Genomic DNA, 26,703 nt, shown 5'->3' with positions numbered 1-26,703 from the left:
CACCGACAATGCGACGTGCCCGCCGTCACGGGACGCCCTCGCCACCGGGAGGCGCTTCCGGCAGACTGTGCGCCCCCGCGTTCGCACCCTGCCGCCCCCGGGTGCCGGTGGGGCATGCCACCATCGTGCGGGCGGTGACCGGTGATACGAGACCAAGAAGAGACGATGAAGCAGCAGGGCGTGCACCCCGAGGACGCGGAGGGCGCCTCTGCCGCCTCGTCGCGCCCGGACGCCGCCGAAGGGGACGACACACCGGTGACGAGAGCCGACGAGGTCGAGGGCGACGAACCGCTGCTCCCCGCGCGCGTGCACCGTCCCTCCGATCTGATGCGGCTCCTGGTGGGCGTGCTCGCCGTCGCCGTGCTGCTGGCGATCGCCGCGTTCGCGCACGGCACCACCTCGGGCCTCGAACAGGACATCACCAAGGGCACCGGGCAGGCTCCCGACCTGCTCATCAAGATCGCCGGGCTCGCGTCCAGCATCGCCATCCTGCTGGTGCCGGTCGCGTTCGCGATCGAGCGGCTGATCAAGCGCGACGGGCTGCGCATCGCCGACGGCGTGCTCGCGGCGGTCCTCGCGCACGGCGTGACGCTCGCCACCGATCTGTGGGTCGCCAGGGCGGCGCCCGACTCCATCCAGGAGGCGCTGACCCAGCCCTCCCCCGGCGAGATCAACGCCCTCACCGACCCGGTCCACGGCTATCTCGCCCCCGTCATCGCGTACATGACGGCCGTCGGCATGTCCCGCAGACCACGCTGGCGGGCGGTCCTGTGGATCGTGCTGCTGCTGGACGCCTTCTCGATGCTGGTGACCGGCTACACCACGCCCTTCTCGATCATCCTGACGGTGCTGATCGGCTGGACCGTCGCCTACGGCACCCTGTACGCGGTCGGCTCGCCCAACGTCCGCCCCACCGGCCGCACCCTCATGGCGGGCCTGAGAACGGTCGGTTTCCGCCCCGTGAGCGCCGCCCGCGAGGAGACCCCGGACGCGGCGGACGGCGGCGACCGGGGCCGGCGCTACTTCGTCACCCTGGAGGACGGCCCACCGCTGGACGTGACGGTGGTCGACCGCGAGCAGCAGGCGCAGGGTTTCTTCTACCGGGTGTGGCGCAATCTGACGCTGCGCGGCTTCGCCACCCGCCGCAGCCTCCAGTCGCTGCGCCAGGCCCTGGAGCAGGAGGCGCTGTTGGCGTACGCGGCCATCGCGGCCGGCGCCAACGCGCCCAAGCTGATCGCGACCTCCGAGCTCGGCCCCGACGCCGTGATGCTCGTCTACGAGCACACCGGCGGACGCACCCTCGACTCGCTGGACGACGACGAGATCACCGACGAGCTGCTGCGCAGCACCTGGCACCAGGTGCGCGCCCTGCAGTCCCGGCGGATCGCGCACCGCAGGCTGGCCGGCGACGCGATCCTGGTGGATCGTTCCGGCACGGTGATCCTCACCGATCTGCGCGGCGGCGAGATCGCGGCCGGCGATCTGCTGCTGCGCATGGACGTCGCCCAGCTGATGACGACGCTCGCGCTGCGGGTGGGCGCGGAGCGCGCGGTGGCCTGCGCGGTGGAGGTGCTGGGCCCGGACGCCGTCGCGAACTGTCTGCCGATGCTCCAGCCGATCGCGCTCACGCGCAGCACGCGCGCGACCCTGCGGCGGCTGGCCCGCGAGCGGGCCGACCGCGAGCGCGAGGCGGTCCTGGAGGCGTCCCGGCAGGCGAAGCTGGCCCGCGCGGAGGCGGCCGGGGACGGCGGCAGCACGGCGGTGGTCCTCGACAAGCCCGACAAGAAGGCCGTACGCGCGCAGGCCAGGGCCGAGAAGCGGGCGCTGGACGAGGCCCTGGACGAGGCGCGCGAGGACGATCTGCTGACCCAGATCCGCCACCAGGTGCTGCTCATCCGACCGCAGGCCCCGGTCGAGCCGGCCCGCCTGGAGCGTGTCCGGCCGCGCACACTGATCAGCTTCATCGCCGGCGCCATTGGCGCCTACTTCCTGCTGACCCAGCTCACGCACATCGAGTTCGGCCCCCTGATCGCCAACGCCGAGTGGGGCTGGGTCGTCGCGGCGGCGCTGTTCTCGGCGCTGAGCTATGTCGCCGCCGCGATGAGTCTGCTGGGCTTCGTGCCCGAGCGGGTGCCGTTCCCGAGGACCGTGGCGGCTCAGGTCGCCGGATCCTTCGTGAAGATCGTGGCGCCGGCCGCGGTGGGCGGCGTGGCCCTCAACACACGGTTCCTCCAGCGGGCCGGGGTCCGTCCGGGGCTCGCGGTGGCCAGTGTGGGCGCGTCGCAGTTGTTCGGCCTGGGCTGCCACATCCTGATGCTGCTGTCCTTCGGCTACCTCACCGGCACCGAGAAGACGCCGTCGCTGTCGCCGTCCCGGACGGTCATCGCCGGTCTGCTGACGGTGGCGGTGCTGATGCTGGTGGTGACCTCGGTGCCGTTCCTGCGCAAGTTCGTCGTCACGCGCGTGCGGTCGCTGTTCGCCGGGGTCGTGCCGCGCATGCTGGACGTGCTGCAACGGCCGCAGAAGCTGGTCACCGGCATCGGCGGCATGCTGCTGCTGACCGCCTGCTTCGTGATGTGCCTGGACGCCTCGATCCGCGCCTTCGGCGACGAGACGACGTCGATCAGCCTCGCCAGCGTCGCCGTGGTCTTCCTGGCCGGCAACGCCCTCGGCTCGGCCGCCCCGACGCCCGGCGGCGTGGGCGCCGTCGAGGCCACCCTGACGGTCGGTCTGATCGCCGTCGGCCTGCCCAGCGAGGTCGCCGCTCCGGCCGTGCTGCTGTTCCGGCTGCTGACGCTGTGGCTGCCGGTGCTGCCCGGCTGGCTGGCCTTCAACCACCTCACCCGCAAGGGAGCCCTGTAGGCGGCCGGTACGCGCGCGTGCCGGCCACCGTCCGCGCGGCGTACCTCGTACGGCCCGTGCCCCGAGCGGCCGGACGGGCGCGACCGCAGGATGAGTGCATGCCGAACCCGTCCCGGCTGCGCGCCGCCGCCCTGACCGCCGCCGTCCTGCTGCTGTCCTCCGCCCTGGCGGCCTGCGGCGTCGACGACACCACCGAGGACGAGGACCTCACGGCGCAGAAACTGAGCTGGGAGGACTGCCCCGCCCCTTCCGCGGCCCAGGGCGGCGGCAACGAACCCTCTCCCCTGCCGGGCGGCGACGACTGGCGCTGCGCCACCATGAAGGCGCCCCTGGACTGGGACGACCCCAAGGGCGACACCATTGATCTCGCGCTGATCCGCGCGCGGGCCAGTGGCGACGCGGACAGCCGCATCGGCTCGCTCGTCTTCAACTTCGGCGGTCCCGGCGGCTCGGGCGTGAGCACGCTGCCCGCCTTCGGCACGGACTACGAGAAACTGCGCACCCGCTACGACCTGGTCGCCTTCGACCCGCGCGGCGTCGGCCGCAGCGCCGGCGTGCGCTGCCTGAACGACCAGCAGCTCGACGCCTACTTCCAGCAGGACGCCACCCCCGACGACGCCGCCGAGCGGGCCGAGCTGCTGGAGGACGCCGAGAGGTTCAACGCGGCCTGCGAGAAGAACTCCGGGCGGATCCTGCCGCACGTACGCACCACCGACGCGGCCCGCGACCTGGACCTCGTGCGCCAGGTGCTCGGCGACGACAAACTGCACTACTTCGGTCTCTCCTACGGCACCGAACTCGGCGGCGTCTACGCCCACCTGTTCCCGCGGAACGTGGGCCGGGCCGTGTTCGACGCGGTCGTCGACCCGACGCAGACCCCAGAACAGGGCTCGCTCGGCCAGGCGAAGGGCTTCCAGAGGGCGCTGGACAACTTCGCCGAGGACTGCGCGTCGCGACAGCCGCAGTGCCCGATCGGCGACAGCGCCCAGGACGTCAAGGACCGCATGGCCGCACTGCTCGAGAAGCTCGACGCCGAGCCGATCCCCGGGGTCTTCCCGCGTGAGCTGACCCAGAGCGCCGCGACCGGCGGCATCGCGCAGGCCCTGTACTCCCGGGACTTCTGGGAGTACCTCACCGAAGGCCTCGACCAGGCCTACGACGGCGACGGCAGGACGCTGCTGCTGCTCTCGGACTCGTTGAACGGGCGCAGCCCCAACGGCCGGTACAGCAACCTCACCGCTGCGAACGTCTCCATCAACTGCGCCGACGACAGGCCCCGTTACTCCGTCGAGCACGTCGAGCGCAGGCTGCCCGAGTTCCGAAAGGCGTCACCCCTGTTCGGCGACTACCTGGCCTGGGGCCTGGTCGGGTGCACCGGCTGGGCGACCCCGGGCGAGGCGGACCGTCCCGACGTGAGCGCGCCCGGCTCGGCGCCGATCCTCGTGGTGGGCAACACCGGCGACCCGGCCACTCCTTACGAGGGCGCCCGTCGGATGGCGCGGGCGCTGGGCGAGGGCGTCGGCCGGGAGCTGACGTACCGGGGTCAGGGGCACGGGGCGTACGACAGCGGGAGCACGTGCGTGCAGGACGCCGTCAACGGCTACCTCCTCGACGGAAAGTTGCCGAACCCCGGCACCATCTGCTCCTGAACCCACCCTGCCCTTGCCGGAAACCGCAGGTCACAAGGTTATCCACAAGCTTCGGCGGGTTCTGCTCGCGCCGCATACGATGGCATCACCGCTGTTCGCGACCGACTGCGAACGGCTTGCGAGGGGGGATGGATCCATGGTGCGTTTCGCACGGTGGACGGCGCTGAGCGCCGCCGCCGCGTTGCTGGCGTCGGGCTGCGGCCTCGGTTCGTCGGACGGCGGACGGGAGGAGAACCGCCCGTCCTCCCCCGGTCCCACGGGGACGCCCACCTCAAAGTCCGGTCGCCCTCTGCCCGCCTCGCTCACCTCCCAGCAACTCGACTGGGGCCGCTGCGAGGGCGGCGACGGCGGCTCCGCTCCGGGCGACGACTGGCGGTGCGCGACGCTGAAGGCGCCACTGGACTGGGCGAAGCCCGACGGCGAGACCATCGACCTCGCCCTGATCCGCGCGACGGCCGAGGGCGACGACCGCATCGGCTCCCTGCTGTTCAACTTCGGCGGCCCCGGCGGCTCGGGCCTGTCGGGGCTGCCCGCGTTCGGCCCGGACTACGAGAAGCTGCGCGACCGCTACGACCTGGTCAGCTGGGACCCGCGCGGAGTCGGCGCCAGCGAAGGCGTCCGCTGCCGCGACGACAAGCGGATCCAGGCCGCCGAGGCGGTGGACGTCACCCCCGACACCCCCGCCGAGGAGACGGCGTTCTTCGCGGACGCCGCCCGCTTCGGCCAGGGCTGCCTGCGGGACGCAGGGAAGCTGCTGTCGCATGTGTCGACCACCGACACCGCCCGCGACATGGACCTGATGCGCCACGTCCTCGGCGACGCGAAGATGCACTACTTCGGCATCTCCTACGGCACGGAGCTCGGCGGCGTCTACGCTCACCTGTTCCCTCGGAACGTGGGCCGGATGGTGCTCGACGCCGTCGTCGACCCGAGCGCCGACACGATCGGCCACGCCAAGAACCAGGCCCTGGGCTTCCAGCGCGCCCTCGACGACTACCTGGAGGCGACGGGCCAGGACCCGGCGGAGGGCACCCGGAAGATCGCGGACATGCTGGAGGAGATCGACGCCCGGCCGCTGCCGACGTCCTCCGGGCGGAAACTGACCCAGACCCTCGCGGTGCTGGGCGTCGTCGTGCCGCTCTACAGCAAGTCCGGCTGGCCGGTCCTGACCAGCGCCCTGAAGGAGGCCGAACGGGGCGACGGCTCCGGTCTCCTGGCACTCGCCGACAGCTACAACGACCGTGACGCCTCGGGGCGCTACGGCACGGGGACCCACTCCCAACGCGTCATATCGTGCCTGGACGACAGGCAGCGGCCGACCCCGGAGGAGGCGAAGAAGCGGCTGCCGGAGTTCGAGAAGCTCTCGCCCGTGTTCGGGCGCTTCCTGGGCTGGGACACGGCGGGCTGGTGCCACGAGTGGCCGGTGCCCGGGCAGTTCGACACCCCGGAGGTGAGCGCCCCGGGCGCCCCGCCGATCCTCGTCGTGGGCAACACCGGCGACCCGGCGACGCCCTACGAGGGCGCCCGCAGGATGGCGGACGAGCTGGGCGAGGGAGTCGGTGTGGTGCTCACCTGGAAGGGCGAGGGCCACGGCGCCTACCGGAGCGGCAGCGACTGCGTCGACTCCACGGTGAACGCCTACGTCCTGGACGGCTCGGTGCCCAAGGACGGCAAGGTCTGCTCATGACGCCGGCGGTGGCTGCCCGCACACCTGGCGCGCGCAGCCACCGCCGGACGGAGAGCACGGTGGGCCGTGGTTCAGTACACCGGCTTGTGCGGCTCGATCTGGTTGACCCAGCCGATCACGCCGCCGCCCACGTGAACCGCGTCGGCGAAGCCGGCGGACTTGAGGACCGCGAGGACTTCCGCACTGCGGACACCCGTCTTGCAGTGCAGGACGATCTTCTTGTCCTGCGGGAGGGTCTCCAGCGCCGTGCCCATGAGGAACTCGTTCTTCGGGATCAGCCGGGCGCCCGGAATGGAGACGATCTCGTACTCGTTCGTCTCGCGGACGTCGATGATCTCGATGTTCTCGCCGTCGTCGATCCACTCCTTGAGCTGCTTGGGAGTGATCGTCGAGTCGGCGGCCGCCGCCTGGGCCTCCTCGGAGACGACGCCGCAGAAGGCCTCGTAGTCGATGAGCTCGGTGACGGTCGGGTTCTCGCCGCAGACCGCGCAGTCGGGGTCCTTGCGGACCTTGACCTGGCGGTACTGCATCTCCAGGGCGTCGTAGATCATCAGACGGCCGACGAGCGGCTCGCCGACGCCGGCGAGCAGCTTGATGGCCTCGGTGACCTGGATGGAGCCGATCGACGCGCACAGCACGCCCAGCACGCCGCCCTCGGCGCAGGAGGGGACCATGCCGGGGGGCGGGGGCTCCGGGTAGAGGCAGCGGTAGCAGGGGCCGTGCTCGGACCAGAACACCGAGGCCTGGCCGTCGAAGCGGTAGATCGAACCCCACACGTACGGCTTGTTCAGCAGCACGCACGCGTCGTTGACCAGGTAGCGGGTCGCGAAGTTGTCCGTACCGTCGACGATCAGGTCGTACTGGCTGAAGATGTCCATCACGTTGTCGGCCTCAAGCCGCTCTTCGTGCAGGACGACGTTGACGTACGGGTTGATGCCGAGCACGCTGTCGCGGGCCGACTCGGCCTTGGAGCGGCCGATGTCGGACTGGCTGTGGATGATCTGGCGCTGCAGGTTCGACTCGTCGACCTCGTCGAACTCCACGATGCCCAGCGTGCCCACGCCTGCCGCGGCGAGGTACATCAGGGCCGGCGAGCCCAGGCCGCCGGCACCGACGCAGAGCACCTTGGCGTTCTTGAGCCGCTTCTGCCCGTCCATCCCCACATCGGGGATGATCAGGTGGCGGGAGTACCTGCGAACCTCGTCTACGGTGAGCTCGTCAGCCGGCTCGACCAGGGGTGGCAGCGACACGGGGACTCCGTTGGTCGGTTAATCAATGAGGGTCCCCCCGCCCGACCGAGGTCGGGAGTGGGGGACGTTGTTCAGTCCGTAACACTGCCACGGCCTTTTTCATTCCGAGACACCAGGTCCGATACGCGAGACGATTTCGTCCCAGTAGCCGGGCATGGTCTCCCACGGGCCGGCCCGGCCGCGGCCGTCCGTACGGTCGGTGAAGTAGATCGTCGCCGCGCCCTGCCAGCGGGCGATCCGCAGCGCCTCCTCCAGGTGTCCCCGGGGCACGCCGTGGACGAAGTGGCAGAAACGCTCGGGCGGATGGTCCGCGGTCCACTCCGCCGCCTGCGACCAGCGGTAGTCGCTCCAGGGCCCGGAGAAGGTGACGAGCTGGTCGGCGCAGTCGGCGTACCCCGGGTCGGGGTGGACCCCGTGGCCGAGGACGATGTGGGGATCGTCACGCAGCGCGCGCAGCGCGGTGGTGGCGCGGCGGATGTCCGGGAGGACCGCGCGTTCGGCGGGGCAGCGGTCCAGGAAGAAGCCGTCGACGCGGTACCAGTCGAGATAGCGGTGCGCGTCGGAGATCACCTCGCTGAAGACCCGGGCGCCGTACGCCGCGTCCAGGTGGCCGAGGACGCGGACGCCCGCGTTGCGCAGCCGCCCGGCCGCTTCCAGGCAGTGCGGGTCGGGCCGGGCGCCGGGGCCGTCGGCGACGTTCAGGACGACCCAGTGCAGGGGCAGGCCGGGTCGGGTGAGCTCGCCCCATTCGGTCGGTGCCACCAGGGGATGCGCATAGCCGGGGATGCCCAGGGCGGAGCCTAGCGCCGTGCTCGCCGCCGTCGCTGCGGGGCTGGTCAGATGCGGCATGCCGCCTCCATCCAGATGTCGGCGAGGGACTCCTCCAGGTTGATCCGGGGACGCCAGCCGAGCCGGTCGCGGGCGGTGCGGATGTCGGCCTGCTGCCAGCTGCCGCAGCCGTCCGGGTACGGGTAGGCGGCCGGGGAGACGTGGGCCGCGTGCGCCGGGGGGCCTCCGTTGGGGCCGTGGGCGAGGTGGGCCGGCTGGTCGGGATCGCGCTGGCCCAGGGCGTGGGCGAGCGGTTCGGGACGGGGGTGACCGATGGTGGGGCGCAGGCCCGGCGGAGCGTCGAGTTCGTGCAGGGCGCCGCCGTAACCCGCGACGCGGGCGAGGATCGCGGCGGCCTCGCGGAGCCGCACCGCGCGGCCGGAGCCGATGTTGATGACGCCCTGCGCGGCGGAGAGCGAGGCCGCGTGCACGGCGCGGGCCACGTCCCGGACGTCGACGAAGTCGCGCTGGGCTCCGAGACCGGCGAGTTTGAGTTCGCCGTCGCCGGTCTGCAGGGCGCGCCGCATGGCCTCGGCGAGGCGGCCGAGCGGGGAGCCCGCAGGGGTGCCGGGGCCGGCCGGTGAGAAGACGCGGAGCACGACCGCGTCCAGGCCGGAGCCGAGGACGAGTTCGGTGGCGGCGAGCTTGCTGACGCCGTAGGGGCCGCCGGGACGGGGGACGGCGTCCTCGGCCGTGGACGATCCCGGCTGGCTGGGCCCGTACTCGGCGGCGCAGCCGAGCTGGACGAGGCGGGCTCCGCAGCCGCTGCGGCGCAGTGCCTCGCAGACGGTGGCGACGGCGACGGTGTTGTGCCGGGTGAGCTCGCGGGCCCCGCCGCGGGTGGCGCCGGCGCAGTTGATGACGACGCCGGGGTGGACCGCGTCGAGGAAGCGGGTGAGGGCGCCGGGGCTGCCGGACGCGAGGTCGAAACGGACGTCGGCGTCGTCGCCGCGGCCGAGCGCGGTGAGCTGGACGGCCGGGTCGGCGAGCAGGCGGTCGGCGACGAAGCGGCCGAGGTAGCCGTTGGCTCCGATCAGCAGGACTCTCATCGGGCGGCTCCCGGGGCGGCCGAGGCGGCGGGTCGGGAGGTGGTCATCTCGTGTTCTCCTTCGGCGGGGGTGGTGCGAATGCCTCCGGCGGACGGGCCGTCGGGTGCCTGCGGCGGGGGTGGTCCGTGGTGGGGGGTGGCAGGCGGGGAGGTGAGGAGGGCGCGTTCACCATGGGCGCTCCGGCGGGGCGTGGGCCGAGGCGCGGGTGAGGGTGCGGTTCGCGTGGACCAGGAGGGTCAGCGCCGCCGCACCGCAGGCGAGGACCTGTACGCCGCCCGGGCCCCAGGCGTCCAGGAGGGTTTGGACGGGGGTGGCGAGGGCGTCGCAGTGCGGGAGGCGGGCGGCGAAGACCGAGGCGAGGACGACGGCCTGGGCGCCGGCCGCCGCGGTGAGGACGACGCCGGGTGCGTGGGTGAAGCCCTGGACGGTGAGGAGGCGGGCCAGCAGGAGCAGCCCGCCCAGGGTGAGGACCTCGGCGTGGGCGGGCTGCTCGTCGAGTGCGGTCGCGGTGAGTGCGGCGAGTCCGGCGAGGGCGGCCAGGAAGAGCGTGCACGTGCCGAGGAGCAGGGGGCGTACGGAGGTGGCGAACTCCGCGAGGGCTCTGCTGTCGGCGAGTCTGCGCCGGGCGCCGGCGGTGAAGAGGTGGGCGCACCAGGCGGCGGGGGCCACGGCCAGGGTGAGTGTGAGGAGGGGGGCGGTGTCGAGGGGCCACGGGGCGTCCGGGGCCGTGCCGGGGAGGCCGTCGGGACCTCCGGTGACGGCGCAGTGCAGGAGTCCGTCGCCCAGGACGGCGTAGGCGACGAGCCAGCAGGCCGCGGGCAGGGTGCGGCGGGGCGTGGGTGGGCCCGTCCTCGGCGTCCGTGGGCTCAGCGGGCCGCGGGAGAGGGCCGCGCGCAGGGCGAGGGCCACGGCCGGCAGACCCGTGACGGCGACGAGGAGGCGCGTTCGGCCGTGGGCGAGTGGAAGGGCGGCGAGGACGGCGGCGCAGAGGGCGCCGGGGAGGAGGGTGCGGAGGATCCAGCCGGCGTGACGGCGGGCGGCGGACAGGGGAGGCACGGCGGGGGAGGGAGGTGCGGGACGCCGGGAGGTGTCGGCGTCGCGGGGGACGCGGGCGTACATCTCCTCGGCGAGGGAGAAGACGTCACGGTGGCGGTACCGGCCGGCGGCGCGGTCGGTGACGCCGTGCGCCTCCAGGCCGGCCGCGATCTCCAGGGCGTCCACGGCCCGTGCGCACAGGTCGCGGTGACGGTGCATCAGCGCCTTCACGGGATCCGCGGCGCCGCGCGGGGCCGTGGGACGGCTGCCGGGGCGGTCCAGCTTCTCCGTTCCGGTCATCGCGCGCCTCCCACGGCCCATCCGGCCGTCGTGGCCCGCACCGGCGGCCCCCCGGATCGGACCGGGCCGCCGTCCGCGTCGGGCCGTGCCGCCGAGCCGGTCCAGCGACCGGGGACGTACGCCTCGGCGGGGACGGCGAACGGCAGGGGCTCGCCGGTCGCGTCGAGGACGACGCGGTGAACCGGGCAGCGCGAGACGATCTCCAGGTAGATGCTCTGGAACGCGTCGACGTTCTGCTCGACGGTGAACAGTTCCAGGGCGCGGGCGCGCGCCGCGGCGCCCAGACGTGCGCGGCGCTCCGGGTCGCGCAGCAGCGCCGCGCACGCCTCGGCGAGCGCCCGCGGGTTGCGCGGCGGCACGACGAGCCCCGTTCCGCCGATGACCTCCACGACCGCGCCGACGTCCGTGGACACCGTGGCGCGCCCGCAGAACATGGCCTCGACCAGGCCGGCCGGGAAGCCCTCCACGACGCTGGACAGGACGACGACGGCACCGGAGGCGTAGGCCTCGGCGAGGGTCGGTGTCTCCGGGTCGCCGATCTCGGTGAAGCGGACGGGGTTGTCGCCGACCGAGTGCAGGCCGTCCGCCTCGTCGGGGAACAGCTGTGCGGCCAGGGCGCGGCAGTGCGCCAGATAGGCCGGCCCGTCGGGGCCCGACGGGGAGCCGACGATCCGCAGCCGGGTCCTCGGCGCAGTCCGGCGGATCTCCGCGAAGGCGTGCAGGAGGGAGATCAGGTCCTTGGCCGGCTCGACGCGGCCCACCCAGACCAGCGTGTCCGGCGCCCCGCGCTCGGGCGACTCGCCCACCTCGGCGAACGGGGTCGCGTCCATGCCCGGGTGGACGGTGCGCAGCTTCGAGCGGTCGGCGCCGCAGCGTTCCTGCCAGCGGCGGGCGTGCGCGTTGCCGGGGGTGATGAGCGCGGCCCGGCGGTAGGTCTCCGCGGCGAGGCGGCCGTGGAAGGCGGCCAGCAGGGCGCGGACAGGGGACGCGGCAGACGGCGCGGCGGGCCCGGACGCCGGGCCCGCGAGGTAGTGGGCGCGCAGGTGCACGCCGTACTCGGTGACGAGCAGCGGAACGCCCGAGAAGTGCTGGGCGAGCAGGCCCGGCAGCGCGGCGACACCGCCGGACGCGGCGTGGCAGAGGTCGGCCGAGCCGAGCCCGTCGTCCTCGTACCAGTCGAGGGACAGGGGGCGCAGGGCGCGTTCCAGGTGGGCGGCGACGGCGAGCAGGTCGGGCACGCGCGCGGCGTGCGCCGGGGCGGACGCGCCGGGGGCCCGGCAGGCGCGCTCCAGGGCGCGTACGGCGGTCTCGGAGCGGAGGGCGACGGCCAGTCCGGCCTCGTCGCGGGCGAGTTCGGCGAGGCCGTACAGAGCGTTGCCGAAACGGTCCGCCTCTACGTCGGAGGAGACGGCGGAGGTGTCGGAGGCGGCCTCTGCGGACCCCCCGGCGCAGAGGACGGCGGCCAGTTCGCCGTACCACTCCCCGAACCGCCGGCGCGCACGACGGCCGAGGCGGCGGCCGTGACGACCGAAGCCGAGGCGATCCGGATCAGGTCCTCCAGCATCAAGACGACCAGAATCAAGACGGCCGGGACCGAGAAGGCCGGAGACGGCGCCGCCGGAGCCCGCACGGCCGTGGTCCTCGCCGGCCGTCCACAGCGGCGCCGTACGCACCCGGCGGACCTGTGGCGGCAGCGGGACCAGCCCGCCCTCCTCCTGACGGCGGCTGCGGCTGAGCGCGTACACCTCGAACTCGTGCTGCGCCAGCCCGTGCACGAGCCGGTCGCACCAGAGCCTGGCGTCACCGCTCACGTACGGATAACCACCCTCCGTAAGCAGTCCGATCCGCACGAGTGCCACCTCGATCTCCCGTAGGGGGAGCCGCCCCTGTCCGCGGCTCGCAGCGGAACGAAACGTAAGCGGACAGGCCGGTGGCGCGATGGACGGTTGTCCGTCGCACCACCAAAAGGGGTGAACGGACGTGACTTTCCCGTGCGGTGCGCGTTAGGCCGCGCTAAGCGATCGGACGTCCGCACATGGTCACGCCGGCGTGCGTCGGTGTGCGTCGAGGACTCAACCGCGCGGATAGGGCCAGGGGTTGGCCTTGCAGCGGATGCCGTCGTACTCCAGGAACTTCGTCTGCTGCTGCATGACCGGGGCCAGTTCGCCCTGCTTGTCGCAGGTGACGTGGGAGTAGCCGAGGCGGTGGCCGATCTCGTGGTTGATCAGCATCTGGCGGTAGGCGTGGATCTTGTCGCCGTAGGTCTTCGAGCCCTGGGCCCAGCGGTAGGCGTTGATCATCACGCGCTCGGTGGAGGCCGAGTCGCAGGAGACGTTGTCGACGGTGGTGTTCAGGCCGGACTTGGCGCACCACTCGGCGGTGGTACCCGGGCTCGCGAGTGTGATCACGAAGTCGGGTCTGCCGGAGTGGATCCGCTCGAAGGTGCGGCCCCCGTTGTGCGCCCAGCTGCGGTCGTCGTTCAGCGTCTTCTGCACGGCTTCGGCGAAGAGCTCGCCGTCGAGGCCGAGGCCCTGCTCGACGTCCACGCGGTAGGTGTACTTCTGCCCCGAGCCGGGCGCCTTGTCGATGCCCGCAATCGCGTCGAACCTGCCCGAGCCCTTGAGGGACGGGTCGAGCGGGTACGTACGGTCCATCTTCTGCTCGTACGTCAGCGGTGTCGCGCTCGGCGCGGCGGGGGCCGTCGGACGCCCGTCCCCGCGCGAGGCGAAGTCGCGGGCGTCCCTGGCCGGGTCGGTGGCCGACTGCGTCTCCACGTCGGTGTCGTCACGGCGGTCCGCGACCTGACCGGCGACGATCAGGCCGAGCACGGTGATGACGGCCGCGGCGGCGATGCCGGTGAACGCGCGGCCCTTGCCGCCCCTGGCGGGCTCGGCGGGCGGCCCGGTGGGCGGCGCGTCGTCGGGGTCGGCGTCGGACGGGGACGAGGCGGTGGCGCGGGGGGCGCCTACGGAGGGCGTACGGGGCGTGAATACGTCGTCGGCGTCGGTGTCGTCGTCCTCGCCGAAGGCGTCCAGGTACTCCTGCCTCGGGCCCCGTCCGGGCGGGGCCTGCCGCTGCCGGGGGAACGCGGCGCCGGTGCCTCGGGCCCCGTGGACGGGCCGCTGCCCGGGCAACTCGCCCCAGCCGCCACCGGGTTCCCGTTGCTCCGGGTGTCCACCGCGGACCTGCGGAATGCCGTGCGCGGGCGTGCCGTGGGGGAAACGGGGGACGCCACGAGCCGGAGTGCCCGGCGTGCCGTCAGGGAACCGAGGCAGCCCATGAGCGGGAGTGCCGTCAGGAAACCGAGGCACCCCCTGCGCCGGAGTGCCATCGGGGAACCGAGCCACCCCACGCGCGGGCGCGCCGTCCGCCACCCGCGGGAAGCCATGAGCAGGCGTACCGTCGCCCATCCGCGGCAGCCCGTGCGCCGGCGTGCCGTCCGGCGGACGCGGCACTCCCCGCCCCGGAACCCCCTGCCCGGGAACCCCCAGGCCCGGAAGCCCTTGCCCCGGCGCCCCGAAGACCGCCGTCCCCTCGACGGAACGCGGCACCGCGTCGTCAGCGGGCGCGGCGCTCGTCGGTACTGGGGTCTGGGGCCCCCCGGCGGGCCCGGGTGCGCGACTGCGGGCCTTCTTGTCCGGGGCCTCACCCTTCGGTGCCGGGCCCCGGCGACTATGGCGTCCCACCTCGCGTCTCAGCTCCCCGCGCTCGCGGAATCGGCTCCACTGGCGGACACCCTATCGGCAGACGCCCCGCCACCCGCCGGATGCGGGCCCGTCTCCGCCCGCGCCCCCGCGTTCGACGCGGTCTCCGCTCGCCCGCCCTGCGGCTCCGCCGCCTTCCTCCGCCCGCTCTCCGCCAGTAGCTGCCGGAACGACATGGCGACCGTCTCCGGGTACTCCATCATCGCCACGTGCCCCGCGTCCGGGAGCGTCACCAGACGGGAGTCGCGGAAGGAGCGGGCCGCCTTCTGGGCCATGCGGAAGCCGATGAGCTGGTCCCGGCCGCCGTAGATGAGGAGCGTGGGGGCGAGCACCCGCTCGGCCTGACGCCACAGCGCGTGCTGACCGCCCAGCGTGTAGGCGTTGACGATGCCGCGCGCGGAGCGGGCCATGGCGTCCCAGAAGTACGGCAGTTGCAGCCGCCGTTCCATCTCCTCCACCGCGTGCCGGAAGCCGTCCGGCGTCACCCGGCCCGGATCCCCGTAGCAGAGCGCGAGCACACCCCGCACTCGCTGCTCCGCCGTCCAGCCGGTCGTGTACCGGGTGAAAAGCCGGGCCACGCCGGGCACCGCCAGCAGCGCGGTCGGCACGGCCGTGCGCTGCACGCGCAACTCCGGCAGCGCGGGCGACACCAGGGTGAGCGTCCGGACGAGGTCGGGCCGGACGGCGGCCACGCGCGTGGCGACCGCGCCGCCGAGCGAGTTGCCGAACAGGTGGACGGGGCCCCGGCCGGAGGCGTCCAGGTAGCGGATGACCGCGCGCGCGTGCCCGGTGATCGAGTAGTCGCCGTCGTCCGGCGGCGGGGAGTCGCCGAAGCCGGGGAGGTCCACGGCCTCGCAGTCGAGGTCCGCGTCGAGCAGCTGCATCAGCGCCGACCAGTTCTGCGAGGAACCGCCGAGACCGTGCACGAACAGCGCGGGCTGAAGCCCTTCGCGCACGGGCGGCCGCGCGCGAACGGTCAGCGAGATGCCGGGCAGTTGGACCGACCTGAGCCGCTCGCCCTCCGCGACCCTCACGGGCGCCACCTTCGGGAGCACGTTGGTGGTCGGCACGTACGGCATCTCGGTCGAAGACATGCGGCAATGTTACGAGACGATCACGCCACGGTTCATGTGTTCGCCCTCACAGGCACGCGCGGTCTCACCGAATCCGCACAGAACCGCATCCGCGCAGGAGTGATCCCAAGCGTGGCGCGGATATACGCAGGGGTGACCACACATCCGCACACACACGATCCCACCGGATCGGCACGACCGCCGGACCGGCACGAACCACACCGCCGGACCGGCACCACCGCCGGATCGGACCACTACACCGCCGTCCGGTCCCGCCGCCGCGCGGCCGGACGGCGTCAGGGGTGCGCACCGCGTGACGATCCGGACGCGGATCGCATAGCGTCCGGATCGGGTGTCTCCTAGGCTCGTAAAGAGGGCACCCGCGTGTGGCCCCTGCTGCTTCAGGGACGTTCGTAGGAAGGGAGCCCACCATGGCCGTCGACCCCACCGACCCGGAGACGTTCGAGGACGAGGAGACCGCACAGGCCCAGGAGATCGGCGTCGAGGCCCCCGAGGGGGACGCCGCGGAACAGCAGGCGGACATCGCGCCCGAGCGCGACGAGCCGCTGACCCGCGTCGACCCCGACCGGGCCAACGAGGCGGACCTCGTGGAGCAGGCCCGGATCGTCTCGCTCGACGAGGACGACTACCGGTAAGCCGGCGCCGCTGAAACCTCCGGCTCACCACCGGACGCCGTGCGGCTTGCCGTCGAGCAGGAACGAGGCCGATCCTTGCCCGCTGTGCACCTGTTTCAAACCTTCTGCGTCGTTTTCATAGCCGTCCGGTCCGTGAAATTCTGCGCTCGCACCGCGCACAGCACGGTTACCGAAAAGTACGATGGCCGCGCGGCGCACACCGCATGTGGACGATCTTGGGAGGCGGCGTGACAGCCATCGAGCAGACAGAGGCGGCACGCCCACGAGGTACGCGCCTGCCGCGCCGTGCCCGCAGGAACCAGCTTCTGGGAGCCGCCCAGGAAGTCTTCGTGGCCCAGGGGTACCACGCGGCCGCGATGGACGACATCGCCGAGCGCGCCGGGGTCAGCAAGCCGGTGCTCTACCAGCACTTCCCCGGCAAGCTCGACCTCTATCTCGCCCTGCTGGACCAGCACTGCGAGTCCCTCATCCAGTCCGTGCGCAGCGCGCTCGCGTCGACGACCGACAACAAGCAGCGCGTACGGGCGACCATGGACGCGTACTTCGCGTACGTCGAGGACGACGGCGGCGCGTTCCGCCTGGTCTTCGAGTCGGACCTGACCAACGAGCCGGCCGTGCGCGAACGCGTCGACAAGGTGACGAACGAGTGCGCGGAGGCGATCTGCGACGTGATCGCCGAGGACACCGGCCTCTCACGCGCGGAGTCGATGCTGCTCGCGTCCGGTCTCGGCGGCCTCGCCCAGGTGGTGGCCCGGTCCTGGCTGCACAGCGACCGCAGCGTTCCGCGCGACCAGGCGGTCCAGCTGCTGACCTCACTGGCGTGGCGGGGCATCGCCGGTTTCCCGCTGCACGGCACCGAGCACCAGCACCACTGAGCGGTTCCGGTTCCGTTCCCGCCCGCTGTTCGCTACCGGCGTGCCCGGGCAGAGCGTGCCGGTCCCCTCACCGGGCTAATGTGTGCTGGGTACGGCGCGGACGTCCGCGCACTTCACTGACCGTCGGAGGGACATAGCCGTGGAGGTCAAGATCGGCGTGCAGCACGCGCCGCGCGAGATCGTTCTGGAGAGCGGTCAGAGCGCCGAAGAGGTCGAGCGCGTGGTGGCCGAGGCACTGGCCGGCAAGTCGCAGCTGCTCAGCCTCGTGGACGAGCACGGCCGCAAGGTGCTGGTCCCGGCCGACCGTCTCGCGTACGTCGAGCTGGGCGAGCCGGCCCCGCGCAAGGTGGGCTTCGGCGCGCTGTAGCCGGACCCGAGCACGACCCGAGCACAGGAGCCCGGCGGTTTTCAGGACCGTCGGGCTCCGGCGTTCCCGGAGGCCCCCGGCTTCACGAACGGCTCACGACTCGCGCACAGGGGAGGATTGCATTCCGCAGGCCACGGGTAGGACGGGCTACGACCGATCAGGGCAGACCGGCCGTGTGGAAGGACCCCGACATGCTCCTGGAAGCGCTCAGCTCCGCGATCCTCGGCCTGGCCCTGTCGTGGGCCCTGGCCCGTCGCCTGCCGCACCGCCTTCCGGCCCGCCCGCTCGTCCTGTCCACGGGGATCGCCGGCGCCCTCTTCGGCGCCTTCGTCACGCACGGCGCGCTGGAGGCCGGGGGCATTCTGCTGGTCCTGGCCGGTGCGGCGATCGTCTCGGCGGCGTCGCTGTCGCTGCTGGTGCGCCCGTCGGGAAGACTCCGCCGCCGCTCGGCGACGGCCTGAACGACCGCCGCCGCGATCGCCTGCGGCGGGCGGTCCACCTCCGCGGCAGGCCCGCAGCCGCACCGTCCGCAGGCCGCGGCGGACACACGACGCCGCGATGACGTCCGTGCCCTGCGCACCGATGGACGGCCGCCCGTGACGCCCCGCTGCCCGCCGACCGCACCCGTCGGCCGCCGCCATCGACCACACCACCGGCCGCCGCCGACCGCGCGGGCGAAGCCCCAAGGGCTCCGCCCGACCCCACCGCAATGGAGCGGACCGCCGTCCGACCGTACGGCCATCGGACCGAACCGGACTGAACCGCCGTCCGACCAAACTGCCGTCGGGCCAAACCGCCATCCGGCCCAACCGCCGTCCGGCCCACCGCCCCCGAACCGCCTAAGCCGCCAGCCCCAACGCGGCCATCCGCTTCGTGTGGGCCTCCGTGATGCGGGAGAACATCCGGCCCACCTCCGCGAGGTCGAAGCCGTCGGCGACGCCGCCCACCAGCATCGTGGACAGGGCGTCGCGGTCCGCGACCACCCGCTGGGACTGCGACAGCGCCTCGCCCATCAGCCGCCGCGCCCACAGCGCGAGCCGCCCGCCCACACGCGGGTCGGCGTCGATCGCCGCGCGCACCCGGTCGACGGCGAAGCCGGCGTGGCCGGTGTCGTCCAGCACCGCCAGCACCAGGGACCGGGTGTCGGAGTCCAGCCGTACCGCCACCTCGCGGTAGAAGTCACTGGCGATCGAGTCGCCGACGTAGGCCTTGACCAGGCCCTCCAGCCAGTCCGACGGCGCCGTCTGCTTGTGGAAGCCGTCCAGCGCGGCCACGAACGGCTCCATCGCCGCCGTCGGCTCCTCGCCGATCTCGGTGATCCGGTCCCGCAGCCGCTCGAAGTGGTGGAACTCCGCCGACGCCATCTTCGCCAGCTCCGCCTTGTCCTCCAGCGTCGGCGCCAGCTTGGCGTCCTCCGCGAGCCGCTCGAACGCCGCGAGTTCCCCGTACGCGAGCGCGCCGAGCAGGTCCACGACCGCGGCCCGGTACTGCGGATCGGCGGAGGCGGTCGCCCAGTCCTGGGCGGCGATCCCCGTGTGGGCGGCGGACTCGTCGGGGCTGTCGGAGGCGTTCTCGGGCCTGTCAGAGGTGGTCATGCAGCGCACAATAGCCCGCTCACCGCACGGCGGAAGTCCCTGGTCACCAGTGGGACGACGCAGACGCGCGGGACCGCCGGAATCGGTACGGGCACGACACCCGGCGGACCGGGTCGGCAGGTGTGACGACCACAACGTGACCGAATCGGCCATCGCGTGTGCGCCAATCCGGGGTATGGTGGTAATGCGCCTGCTGAGTACGCCAGCGGAATCGGACGTATCTCGACAGGCCGCACGTATGAGGATGCCCGGTCGGTGGCCCGATCGGCTCCGACCCGACAGCTCTCCCTGACCGTACGGCACAGTGCGTACGACGATCGGAGGGACCCCTCAGCGGTACGAACGCTAGAGCGTCGGAAGTGGTCCCGTGCCACACGGCCCGACCGAACACGGCGGCCGACGTCCCCGGCACGGTCCGACACGACCCCCGCGCTCGCCTCGCACCGCACACACAGAAGAGGCAGCACCCTGACTACGACGTTTCGATCCCTCGGAATCCTGCCCGAGACCGCCGAGGCCCTGGAGGCCGTCGGCATCGTCACCCCCTTCCCCATCCAGGAGATGACGCTTCCCGTCGCCCTCTCCGGCAAGGACGTCATCGGCCAGGCCAAGACCGGCACGGGCAAGACGCTGGGCTTCGGCCTCCCGCTCCTCGACCGCGTCACCGTCCCCGCCGACGTCGAGGCCGGCCGCGCCGAGCCCGAGGACCTCACCGACGCCCCGCAGGCGCTCGTCGTCGTCCCCACGCGCGAGCTGTGCACCCAGGTCACCAACGACCTGCTGACCGCGGGCAAGGTGCGCAACGTCCGCGTCCTCGCGATCTACGGCGGCCGTGCCTACGAACCCCAGGTCGAGGCACTCAAGAAGGGCGTCGACGTCGTCGTCGGCACCCCCGGCCGACTCCTGGACCTCGCGGGCCAGAAGAAGCTCGACCTCAAGCACATCAAGTCGCTCGTCCTGGACGAGGCCGACGAGATGCTCGACCTGGGCTTCCTGCCCGACGTCGAGAAGATCATCAACCTGCTTCCGGCCCGCCGCCAGACCATGCTGTTCTCGGCCACCATGCCGGGCGCCGTCATCGGCCTGGCCCGCCGCTACATGTCGCAGCCGACGCACATCAGCGCCACCGCGCCGGACGACGAGGGCGCGACGGTCGCGAACATCAAGCAGTTCGTCTACCGCGCGCACAACATGGACAAGCCCGAGATGGTCGCGCGCATCCTGCAGGCCGACGGCCGGGGACTGGCCATGGTCTTCTGCCGCACCAAGCGCACGGCGGCCGACATCGCCGAGCAGCTCCAGCGCCGCGGGTTCGCCTCCGGCGCGGTCCACGGCGACCTCGGGCAGGGCGCCCGCGAGCAGGCGCTGCGCGCGTTCCGCAACGGCAAGGTCGACGTCCTCGTCTGCACCGACGTCGCCGCCCGCGGCATCGACGTCGAGGGCGTGACGCACGTCATCAACTACCAGTCGCCGGAGGACGAGAAGACGTACCTGCACCGGGTGGGCCGTACGGGCCGCGCGGGCGCCAAGGGTACGGCGATCACCCTGGTCGACTGGGACGACATCCCGCGCTGGCAGCTCATCAACAAGGCGCTGGACCTCGACTTCGCCGACCCGCCGGAGACGTACTCCACCTCCCCGCACCTCTTCTCCGACCTCGGCATCCCCGAGGGCACCAAGGGCGTCCTGCCGCGCGCGGAGCGCACCCGGGCCGGCCTGGCGGCCGAGGAGATGGAGGACCTGGGCGAGCCGGGCGGGCGGGGTGGCCGCGGACGCGGCACCCGAGGCGGCCGTGACGGCAGGGACAGCAGGGACGGGCGCGACAGCCGTGACGGCCGTCAGAGCCGCGACGAGTCCCGCTCCGACGACGGCGAGCGCGCGGGAACGCCGCGCCGCCGCCGTCGGATGCGAGGCGGTACGCCGCTCACCGAGACGCCCGCGTCGGCTCCGGTCACCGCCGAGCCCACCGCCACCGCGGAGGTCACGGCCGAGGAGCTGACCGCTCCCCGGACCCTGCGCCGCCGTCGCCGCACCCGCGGCGGCACCCCGGCGGAAGCGACGGCGACGGTCGCGGCAGCGGTCGAGACCCCGGCCGCCGAGGCCGCACGGACCGCCGTGGAGACGGCCGAGGGCCCGTCCGCCGCCGTGGACGCCGACGAGACCGCGGCGAAGCCGCGCCGCCGTCGCGTCCGCAAGACGGCTCAGGCGTCCGCCGCCCCCGCCGAGACGGCCGGGGCCGCAGAGGCGACCGCCGCGTCCGCCCCGCAGGCGACGCAGCCGGCGGAGACGGTGGAGACGGTGGAAACCACGGCGCGCCGCCGCACCCGCAAGACGACAGCGACCACGGCCCCCGAGGCCGCCGTCGAGACGGCCGAGGGCGCCGAGGCCAAGCCGAGGACCCGCCGCACCCGCAAGACGGCAGCGACCACGACCGCCCCCGAGGCCGCCGAGGCGACGGCCGAGGCAGCGGAGGCCACGGAGGCACCCGCCGCCAAGCCGCGCCGTACCCGCAAGGCAGCCGCGGCCGCCCCGGAGGCCACCGCCGAAGCCGCCGTCGACACTGCCGAGGGCGCCGAGGCCAAGCCCAAGGTCCGCCGCACCCGCAAGACGGCAACGGCCGCCCCCTCCCCCGAGGCGACGACCGAGACCGCTCAGGCAGCGGAGGCCAAGCCGAAGCGCACCCGCAAGACCGCGGCAGCGACCACGGCCACGGATGCGGCCACGGCACCGTCGGAGACGGCGACGGCCGCCGGCGACGCCGCCGAGGCCAAGCCGAAGGCCCGCCGCACCCGCAAAACCGCCGCGACCGCCCCGGCCGCCGCCCCCGAGGCGACCGCCGGGATCCCGGCGCAGTCCACGCAGGAGCCGGAGGCGAAGCCGCGCCGCCGGATCCGCAAGGCGACGGTCGCCGCGGAGCCCAGCGACGGCTGATCCACGCGAGCACCCGTACGACGGCCCGGTCCCACCCCGCGTGGGACCGGGCCGTCGGCGTTCCCGCTACCCTGCCCCGGGTGAGCACCCCGACGCCTCCCGCACCGCCCTCCGACGCCCACGCCCGCTTCCTGCGCACCGCCCGCGGGGACTTCGCCGTCGTCGACGTGCCCGCGGCCCCCGGCGTCGAGCCGAAGGGCGTCGCGCTCCTGCTGCCCGGGTTCACCGGCAGCAAGGAGGACTTCCGCCTGATGCAGGGACGGCTCGCGGAGCGCGGATACCGCACCGTCGCCGTGGACGGCCGCGGACAGTTCGAGTCGGACGGACCGGTCGACGACGAAACCGCTTACGGGCAGCGCGAGTTGGCGCTGGACGTCCTCGCACAGGCACAGGCGCTCGGCACCGCGCCGGTGCATCTGCTCGGGCACTCCCTGGGCGGCCAGATCGCGCGGGCGGCGGTGCTGCTCGACCACTGCCCGTTCCGCTCGCTGACGCTCATGTCGTCGGGCCCCGCGCAGATCTCCGTCTCTCAGCAGCAGCGCGTGAAGCTGCTGCACGACGCCCTCTCCGCGATGACGATGGCCGAGGTGTGGGAGGCGATCGGGGCCATGGGACCGCCGGAGGAGGTCGGCGGTCCGGCACGCGGCATCGGCGGCCCCGAGCTGCTGCGCCGCCGCTGGCTGGGCAACAGGCCCGCGCAGTTGCTGGCCACGGGCCGGCAGCTGTGCACCGAGCCGGACCGGGTCGCCGAGCTGGCCGCCGTACCGCTTCCCGTCCATGTGCTGTCGGGCGAGCGCGACGACACCTGGCCGCTGCCGCTCCTCGACGAGATGGCGGACCGGCTGGGCGCGCGCCGCACCGTCGTCAAGGGAGCCGAGCACTCGCCGAACGCGGACCGCCCGCTTCCGACGGCCCGGGCCGTCGCCGACTTCTGGGACGCCCACGCCCCCACGACCGCACCCCGCACCGCCGCCGACGACGCCGAAGACCCCACCACCCCCGCCGCTTGACGCCGCCCGTACGGCCGTCGGCCGTCGGCCCGTATTGCCAGTACCGCTGGTACCGCTCAGTACTGCGTCTGCAGGTGCTCCCAGAACCCGTCCCGCAGCGCCCGCCGCAGGTCGGCCTGGCCGCGCAGGGAGTACTGGAGCATGCCCTCCGCCTCCACCAGCAGGTCCTGGTCCACCGAGCCCGGCAGATAGGGGTGCCCGGGCAGGAGCTCGACCAGGGCGTCCCGGCCCCGTGCCGCGAGCCACTTCGCCGAGATCTGCGCGCCGATGAAGCGGACGTCCTCGCGGGTGGGGCGGGCGGCGGCGGTGGCCTCGTAGGCGGCGGCCGTGCGCCGGGCGACGTACGGCTTGAAGAAGTCGAGGTCGAGGGTGCGCTGGCTGTCGACCTCCCACAGCAGCGGCTCGGCCTGGTTGCGGCCCTCGGGCGCCTCGATGCCCCACAGGTGCACCCGCGCCCCGTAGCCCTGCGCCGCCTCGACCGCCGAGACCAGGTCCTCGTCGCCGCCGAGGAGGGCCGCGTCGCTGATGGCGCGATGCCGGGCGAGGGACTCCAGGTCGGTGCGGATGAGGGAGTCGACGCCCTTCTGCTGGTTGTTGGCGTTGAGATTGCCGAGGCGGACCTTGACGTCCGGCAGTTCGGCGATGGTCTGCTGCTCGGCTGTGTGGATGCGGCGGCGGGCGCCGTCGTACCAGTAGACCCGCAGCAGCCGGCTGTCGGCGAAGATCGTGCGGGCCCGGTCGATGAGCGCGTCGATGAGCCCCTCGGCGTCCAGGTCGAACGCCCGCCGGTCCTCGGTGCCGGCGACGAGCCGTCCCGCGGCGGCGTAAAGGTACCCGGCGTCGACGAAGATCGCGTGGGTCGAGGGCGTCTTGGCCACCTCGGCGAGCATCCGCTGGAGCAGCTCGTTCGTGCGGTCGATGCGGGCGGCCAGGGCCGCGAGGTCGTCGTTCATCATCACCCATTGTTCCGGTGGTCACGCTGCGAACACAACCGGTCCCGGTTAGTCTCGAACGAGCAGCTTACCGGTCAGTAATTAGTCGTTCGAAAAATTTATTTAGCATAGGGAATGTTCGTAACAGTCGGCCTGTTGCATACGTATGGAACCCGGGGCACTTCCGCCGCACGGGACTCCACCCAGTAGTTCTCCTCAGGAGGATGACCAGACGAAGGGAGAAGCCCCATGCGCTTCGAAATCATGCGCCTCGACGACGTCGACGGCACGCCCGTCGACACCACCGTCGTGGACGCGGCCTCCGTCAACCGGATCGTGCAGCAGGCTGCCGCCATCGGCCAGCGCCTGTGGATCCGCCCGGCCGGGACCCCGGCCTCGTAACGCGGATCGTACTCTCACACACTTCGCGGCCCTCACCGGGAGCCTTTCCGGTGAGGGCCGCGCTGTATGCGCCGGGGACGGCGGGGTCAGCCGCCGGCCCGGATCACCTGCGTCACGCCGTTGATGATCTGCTGCACGGCGATCGCGGAGAGCATCATGCCCGCGAGCCGTGTCACGAGCACCACGCCGCCGTCCTTGATGACCCGGATGATCAGCAGCGAATAGCGCATCACCAGCCACAGCACGACGTGGATGGCGAGGATCGCCGACCACACCGACAGCTGTGTGGCGGCGCTGTCGGCCTTCTGGACGGCGAGGATGACCGACACGATCGCGCCCGGCCCGGCCAGCAGCGGCATCCCGAGCGGTACGAGGGCGACGTTGACGTCCTTGGTCTGCTTGGGCTCGTCCGTCTTGCCGGTGAGCAGGTCGAGCGCGATCAGCAGGAGCAGCAGCCCGCCCGCGATCATCAGCGCGGGCACGGAGACGTGCAGATAGGCGAGGATCTGGTGCCCGAGCAGCCCGAAGACGGTGATCACGCCGCCGGCGACGCACACGGCCTGGAACGCCATCCGCCGCTGCACCTTGGCGGGCCGCCCGGAAGTCAGGGCGAGGAAGATCGGGGTGATCCCTGGGGGATCCATGATGACGAAAAGGGTGACGAAGAGGGAGCCGAAGACGGCGACGTCGAACATAAGGGTGGTACTGGCCTTGCGCTGAGGAATGAGAAGGGGGAACGGGGGCGGGCGCGGCACAACGCCGTGCGCCTCGGTCAGGCCCCGCCGGTCCCCGGCACCGGGAACGCCCCGGTCGCGCGCCGCGTGATCTCGCCGTACACCTCGGGGTCGGTGGTGTACTCGCCGAGCACACAGGTCTTGCGGCTGCCGTGGTAGTCGCTGGAGCCGGTGACGAGCAGCCCCAGTTCCTTGGCCAGGCCGCGCAGCCGCGCCCGGGTGTCCGGGTCGTGGTCCATGTGGTCGACCTCGATGCCGTCGAGCCCGGCGGCGGCCAGCTCGGCGATCACCGCATCCGGCACCGTACGGCCCCGCTTGGATGCGGCCGGGTGCGCGAACACGGCGACGCCCCCGGCATCCTTGATCAGCCGGATCGCCTCGAAGGGGTCGGTCTCGTGCTTCTCCACGAAGGCCCGCCCGCCGTCTGCCAGCCACTCCTGGGTGAACGCGTCGCCCACGGTCTCCACGACGCCCAGCTCGACCAGCGCGGAGGCGACGTGCGGCCGTCCGACCGAGCCGTCGCCGGCGATCCGCGCGACCTGCTCCCAGGTGACCGGCACGCCGAGCGCGTTCAGCTTGGCGATCATGCCCTTGGCCCGCGGCACTCGGTCGTCGCGCACCAGCTCACGCTCGGCGAGCAGCGCGGGCTCCTCGGCGTCGAAGAGGTAGGCGAGCATGTGCATGCTGACACCGGACAGACGGCAGGACAGCTCGGCGCCGGTGACGAGGGTCAGCCCCTCCGGCAGGGCGGCGAGTGCCTCGGCGTGGCCGCGGGTGGTGTCGTGGTCGGTGAGGGCGACGACGTCGAGCCCCGCGGCGGCGGCGTGTCGCACCAGCTCGGCGGGGGTGTCCGTCCCGTCGGACGCGGTGGAGTGGGTGTGCAGGTCTATGCGCACGACACGGACTCCAAGCGGTGGGACGGGCAGCGGGCGGGGGACGAGCACTCAGGATAGCCGCCCGCCGGTCACCTCCGTGTCACACCCGCTCGCCGGGAGCGCCCCCTACGCGTGGCTCCACCGGGCGGCCTCCCGCCACGCGTGCGCCCCCACGCCGCCTACGGATGCAGCAACCGCGGCGACAACGCCCCGCACGGCACCAGTTCCAGCTCCGCCCCGGCCTCCCGGACGTCCGTCAGCACCAGTTCGTCGTACATCAGCAGCCCCGACTGCTCGGGCCAGACGACCGCCCACAGCCACAGCCCGAGCGCCTCGCCCGCGAAGACCGCGCGGTCGTCCGGCGTGCCGGAGACCAGCCAGAGGGGGGTGGGACGGCCGGCGGCGAGGACCTTGGCCTGGGGCGGCTTGCCGACGTCCATGTACGGGCCCGGGTCCGGGCCGTCGATGCCCGCGTACCGCGCGCCGAGGCCGACGCCGAGCTCCTCGGCGACCAGGATCAGCTCCCCTATGCCGCCGAGCGGCCCGGGGCCGGAGCAGGCCACTGCCGTGGCGCGGCCGCCGCTGCGGTCGTCGCCGGCACAGGCCACGCCCGTGAACAGCCAGCCGACCGGCAGCGGCCACGGCATCCACACCGGTACCTGCGTGCGATGCACCACGACGCTGAGGGCCTCGACGCTGGGCGGGATCACGGGCTGCAGCGGATGCACGGCGCCGTGGACATCGCACTGCCAGGAATCGGCGAAGAGTCCGGGAGCCCTGACCCGGCCACCACACTTCGGGCAACTGGGTTCGCCCCTCATAGGGCTCCACGGTCCTACCCAAGTCCCGTCCCGTCAAGGACGATCACCCGTCCGGGGGAAACCCGGGC

Annotated in this window: 22 protein-coding genes; 10 read left to right on the top strand and 12 right to left on the bottom strand. The window is 73.1% G+C overall.

Annotation, left to right across the window (positions count from 1 at the left end):
* Positions 1–165 precede the first annotated feature (165 nt).
* From ABZY13_RS00560 to ABZY13_RS00550, 3 genes are all read left to right on the top strand, one after another.
* A complete protein-coding gene (locus ABZY13_RS00560) occupies positions 166–2,862 on the top strand; it encodes a lysylphosphatidylglycerol synthase transmembrane domain-containing protein (RefSeq protein ID WP_356626453.1) in 2,697 nt (898 codons plus the stop codon).
* A 98-nt stretch (positions 2,863–2,960) separates the two neighbouring features.
* Positions 2,961–4,511, top strand: a complete 1,551-nt coding sequence (locus ABZY13_RS00555) for an alpha/beta fold hydrolase (RefSeq protein WP_356626451.1) — start codon at positions 2,961–2,963, stop codon at positions 4,509–4,511.
* A 136-nt stretch (positions 4,512–4,647) separates the two neighbouring features.
* Positions 4,648–6,198, top strand: a complete 1,551-nt coding sequence (locus tag ABZY13_RS00550) for an alpha/beta hydrolase (protein ID WP_356626449.1) — start codon at positions 4,648–4,650, stop codon at positions 6,196–6,198.
* A gap of 71 nt (positions 6,199–6,269) precedes the next feature.
* Here ABZY13_RS00550 and moeZ read toward each other — a convergent pair whose 3' ends face one another.
* The 7 genes from moeZ to ABZY13_RS00515 form a co-directional block, all read right to left on the bottom strand.
* The gene (gene moeZ / locus ABZY13_RS00545) at positions 6,270–7,448 is read right to left on the bottom strand and encodes an adenylyltransferase/sulfurtransferase MoeZ (protein ID WP_356626448.1); all 1,179 of its coding nucleotides are present in this window, start codon (positions 7,446–7,448) and stop codon (positions 6,270–6,272) included.
* A gap of 99 nt (positions 7,449–7,547) precedes the next feature.
* Entirely contained in the window at positions 7,548–8,297 is a 750-nt protein-coding gene (locus ABZY13_RS00540; protein ID WP_356626446.1) for a spherulation-specific family 4 protein, read from the bottom strand.
* Positions 8,285–9,325 carry an NAD-dependent epimerase/dehydratase gene (locus ABZY13_RS00535; protein WP_356626444.1) on the bottom strand — a complete coding sequence of 347 codons (1,041 nt, stop codon included), beginning with the start codon at positions 9,323–9,325 and terminating at the stop codon, positions 8,285–8,287. The genes ABZY13_RS00540 and ABZY13_RS00535 overlap by 13 nt, the downstream gene beginning before the upstream one ends.
* Positions 9,326–9,490: 165 nt before the next feature.
* Positions 9,491–10,660: a hypothetical protein gene (locus ABZY13_RS00530; protein WP_356626442.1), complete on the bottom strand. Its 1,170-nt coding sequence runs from the start codon at positions 10,658–10,660 to the stop codon at positions 9,491–9,493.
* Entirely contained in the window at positions 10,657–12,510 is a 1,854-nt protein-coding gene (locus ABZY13_RS00525) for a DUF3492 domain-containing protein (protein WP_356626441.1), read from the bottom strand. Before ABZY13_RS00525 ends, ABZY13_RS00530 begins: the two co-directional genes overlap by 4 nt.
* Positions 12,511–12,732: 222 nt before the next feature.
* Positions 12,733–14,346, bottom strand: coding sequence for a DUF3152 domain-containing protein (locus tag ABZY13_RS00520; RefSeq protein ID WP_356626440.1), 1,614 nt, complete (start codon positions 14,344–14,346; stop codon positions 12,733–12,735).
* An 8-nt stretch (positions 14,347–14,354) separates the two neighbouring features.
* A complete protein-coding gene (locus ABZY13_RS00515; protein WP_356626439.1) occupies positions 14,355–15,458 on the bottom strand; it encodes an alpha/beta fold hydrolase in 1,104 nt (367 codons plus the stop codon).
* A gap of 410 nt (positions 15,459–15,868) precedes the next feature.
* Between ABZY13_RS00515 and ABZY13_RS00510 the strand changes: the two genes are divergently transcribed.
* The 4 genes from ABZY13_RS00510 to ABZY13_RS00495 all read left to right on the top strand — a co-directional run bounded on the left by ABZY13_RS00510 (position 15,869) and on the right by ABZY13_RS00495 (position 17,796).
* Entirely contained in the window at positions 15,869–16,093 is a 225-nt protein-coding gene (locus tag ABZY13_RS00510) for a hypothetical protein (RefSeq protein ID WP_356626438.1), read from the top strand.
* Between the two features lie 227 nt (positions 16,094–16,320).
* Positions 16,321–16,968: a TetR/AcrR family transcriptional regulator gene (locus ABZY13_RS00505; protein WP_356626436.1), complete on the top strand. Its 648-nt coding sequence runs from the start codon at positions 16,321–16,323 to the stop codon at positions 16,966–16,968.
* 139 nt (positions 16,969–17,107) lie between these two features.
* Positions 17,108–17,335, top strand: coding sequence for a DUF3107 domain-containing protein (locus ABZY13_RS00500; RefSeq protein ID WP_073940165.1), 228 nt, complete (start codon positions 17,108–17,110; stop codon positions 17,333–17,335).
* 191 nt (positions 17,336–17,526) lie between these two features.
* Positions 17,527–17,796 (top strand): hypothetical protein, encoded by a 270-nt coding sequence (locus ABZY13_RS00495; protein ID WP_356626434.1) that lies wholly within the window; start codon positions 17,527–17,529, stop codon positions 17,794–17,796.
* A 378-nt stretch (positions 17,797–18,174) separates the two neighbouring features.
* Here the strand turns inward: ABZY13_RS00495 and ABZY13_RS00490 are convergent, their stop codons facing one another.
* Positions 18,175–18,930: a ferritin-like fold-containing protein gene (locus tag ABZY13_RS00490; RefSeq protein WP_356626433.1), complete on the bottom strand. Its 756-nt coding sequence runs from the start codon at positions 18,928–18,930 to the stop codon at positions 18,175–18,177.
* Positions 18,931–19,491: 561 nt separating this feature from the next.
* Between ABZY13_RS00490 and ABZY13_RS00485 the strand changes: the two genes are divergently transcribed.
* Together ABZY13_RS00485 and ABZY13_RS00480 are read left to right on the top strand one after the other, a co-directional pair.
* Positions 19,492–21,861, top strand: a complete 2,370-nt coding sequence (locus ABZY13_RS00485; RefSeq protein ID WP_356626432.1) for a DEAD/DEAH box helicase — start codon at positions 19,492–19,494, stop codon at positions 21,859–21,861.
* 80 nt (positions 21,862–21,941) lie between these two features.
* Positions 21,942–22,871: an alpha/beta hydrolase gene (locus ABZY13_RS00480; RefSeq protein WP_356626430.1), complete on the top strand. Its 930-nt coding sequence runs from the start codon at positions 21,942–21,944 to the stop codon at positions 22,869–22,871.
* A 56-nt stretch (positions 22,872–22,927) separates the two neighbouring features.
* Here the strand turns inward: ABZY13_RS00480 and ABZY13_RS00475 are convergent, their stop codons facing one another.
* Positions 22,928–23,824 carry an NYN domain-containing protein gene (locus ABZY13_RS00475; RefSeq protein WP_356626428.1) on the bottom strand — a complete coding sequence of 299 codons (897 nt, stop codon included), beginning with the start codon at positions 23,822–23,824 and terminating at the stop codon, positions 22,928–22,930.
* A gap of 228 nt (positions 23,825–24,052) precedes the next feature.
* Between ABZY13_RS00475 and ABZY13_RS00470 the strand changes: the two genes are divergently transcribed.
* Positions 24,053–24,205 (top strand): hypothetical protein, encoded by a 153-nt coding sequence (locus tag ABZY13_RS00470; RefSeq protein ID WP_356315535.1) that lies wholly within the window; start codon positions 24,053–24,055, stop codon positions 24,203–24,205.
* Positions 24,206–24,291: 86 nt separating this feature from the next.
* Here the strand turns inward: ABZY13_RS00470 and ABZY13_RS00465 are convergent, their stop codons facing one another.
* The 3 genes from ABZY13_RS00465 to ABZY13_RS00455 form a co-directional block, all read right to left on the bottom strand.
* Positions 24,292–24,900 (bottom strand): MarC family protein, encoded by a 609-nt coding sequence (locus tag ABZY13_RS00465; protein ID WP_356626426.1) that lies wholly within the window; start codon positions 24,898–24,900, stop codon positions 24,292–24,294.
* A 77-nt stretch (positions 24,901–24,977) separates the two neighbouring features.
* Positions 24,978–25,835 carry a PHP domain-containing protein gene (locus tag ABZY13_RS00460; RefSeq protein WP_356626425.1) on the bottom strand — a complete coding sequence of 286 codons (858 nt, stop codon included), beginning with the start codon at positions 25,833–25,835 and terminating at the stop codon, positions 24,978–24,980.
* 158 nt (positions 25,836–25,993) lie between these two features.
* Positions 25,994–26,635: a DUF6758 family protein gene (locus ABZY13_RS00455; RefSeq protein ID WP_356626423.1), complete on the bottom strand. Its 642-nt coding sequence runs from the start codon at positions 26,633–26,635 to the stop codon at positions 25,994–25,996.
* Positions 26,636–26,703: the final 68 nt, after the last annotated feature.

It is taken from the genome of Streptomyces sp. NPDC006610, assembly GCF_040611575.1.
Lineage (GTDB): Bacteria > Actinomycetota > Actinomycetes > Streptomycetales > Streptomycetaceae > Streptomyces.
This window is presented reverse-complemented; position numbering and strand designations above follow the sequence as displayed.

What these genes read in the sequence shown, in the direction of transcription:
- ABZY13_RS00485 (WP_356626432.1), top strand. Translation starts at nt 19,492, where the DNA reads ATGACGCTTCCCGTCGCCCTCTCCGGCAAGGACGTCATCGGCCAGGCC.
- ABZY13_RS00555 (WP_356626451.1), top strand. Translation starts at nt 2,961, where the DNA reads ATGCCGAACCCGTCCCGGCTGCGCGCCGCCGCCCTGACCGCCGCCGTC.
- ABZY13_RS00510 (WP_356626438.1), top strand. Translation starts at nt 15,869, where the DNA reads ATGGCCGTCGACCCCACCGACCCGGAGACGTTCGAGGACGAGGAGACC.
- ABZY13_RS00470 (WP_356315535.1), top strand. Translation starts at nt 24,053, where the DNA reads ATGCGCTTCGAAATCATGCGCCTCGACGACGTCGACGGCACGCCCGTC.
- ABZY13_RS00540 (WP_356626446.1), bottom strand. Translation starts at nt 8,297, where the DNA reads ATGCCGCATCTGACCAGCCCCGCAGCGACGGCGGCGAGCACGGCGCTA.
- ABZY13_RS00550 (WP_356626449.1), top strand. Translation starts at nt 4,648, where the DNA reads ATGGTGCGTTTCGCACGGTGGACGGCGCTGAGCGCCGCCGCCGCGTTG.
- ABZY13_RS00455 (WP_356626423.1), bottom strand. Translation starts at nt 26,635, where the DNA reads ATGAGGGGCGAACCCAGTTGCCCGAAGTGTGGTGGCCGGGTCAGGGCT.
- ABZY13_RS00465 (WP_356626426.1), bottom strand. Translation starts at nt 24,900, where the DNA reads ATGTTCGACGTCGCCGTCTTCGGCTCCCTCTTCGTCACCCTTTTCGTC.
- ABZY13_RS00535 (WP_356626444.1), bottom strand. Translation starts at nt 9,325, where the DNA reads ATGAGAGTCCTGCTGATCGGAGCCAACGGCTACCTCGGCCGCTTCGTC.
- ABZY13_RS00515 (WP_356626439.1), bottom strand. Translation starts at nt 15,458, where the DNA reads ATGTCTTCGACCGAGATGCCGTACGTGCCGACCACCAACGTGCTCCCG.
- ABZY13_RS00530 (WP_356626442.1), bottom strand. Translation starts at nt 10,660, where the DNA reads ATGACCGGAACGGAGAAGCTGGACCGCCCCGGCAGCCGTCCCACGGCC.
- ABZY13_RS00490 (WP_356626433.1), bottom strand. Translation starts at nt 18,930, where the DNA reads ATGACCACCTCTGACAGGCCCGAGAACGCCTCCGACAGCCCCGACGAG.
- ABZY13_RS00560 (WP_356626453.1), top strand. Translation starts at nt 166, where the DNA reads ATGAAGCAGCAGGGCGTGCACCCCGAGGACGCGGAGGGCGCCTCTGCC.
- ABZY13_RS00495 (WP_356626434.1), top strand. Translation starts at nt 17,527, where the DNA reads ATGCTCCTGGAAGCGCTCAGCTCCGCGATCCTCGGCCTGGCCCTGTCG.
- ABZY13_RS00475 (WP_356626428.1), bottom strand. Translation starts at nt 23,824, where the DNA reads ATGAACGACGACCTCGCGGCCCTGGCCGCCCGCATCGACCGCACGAAC.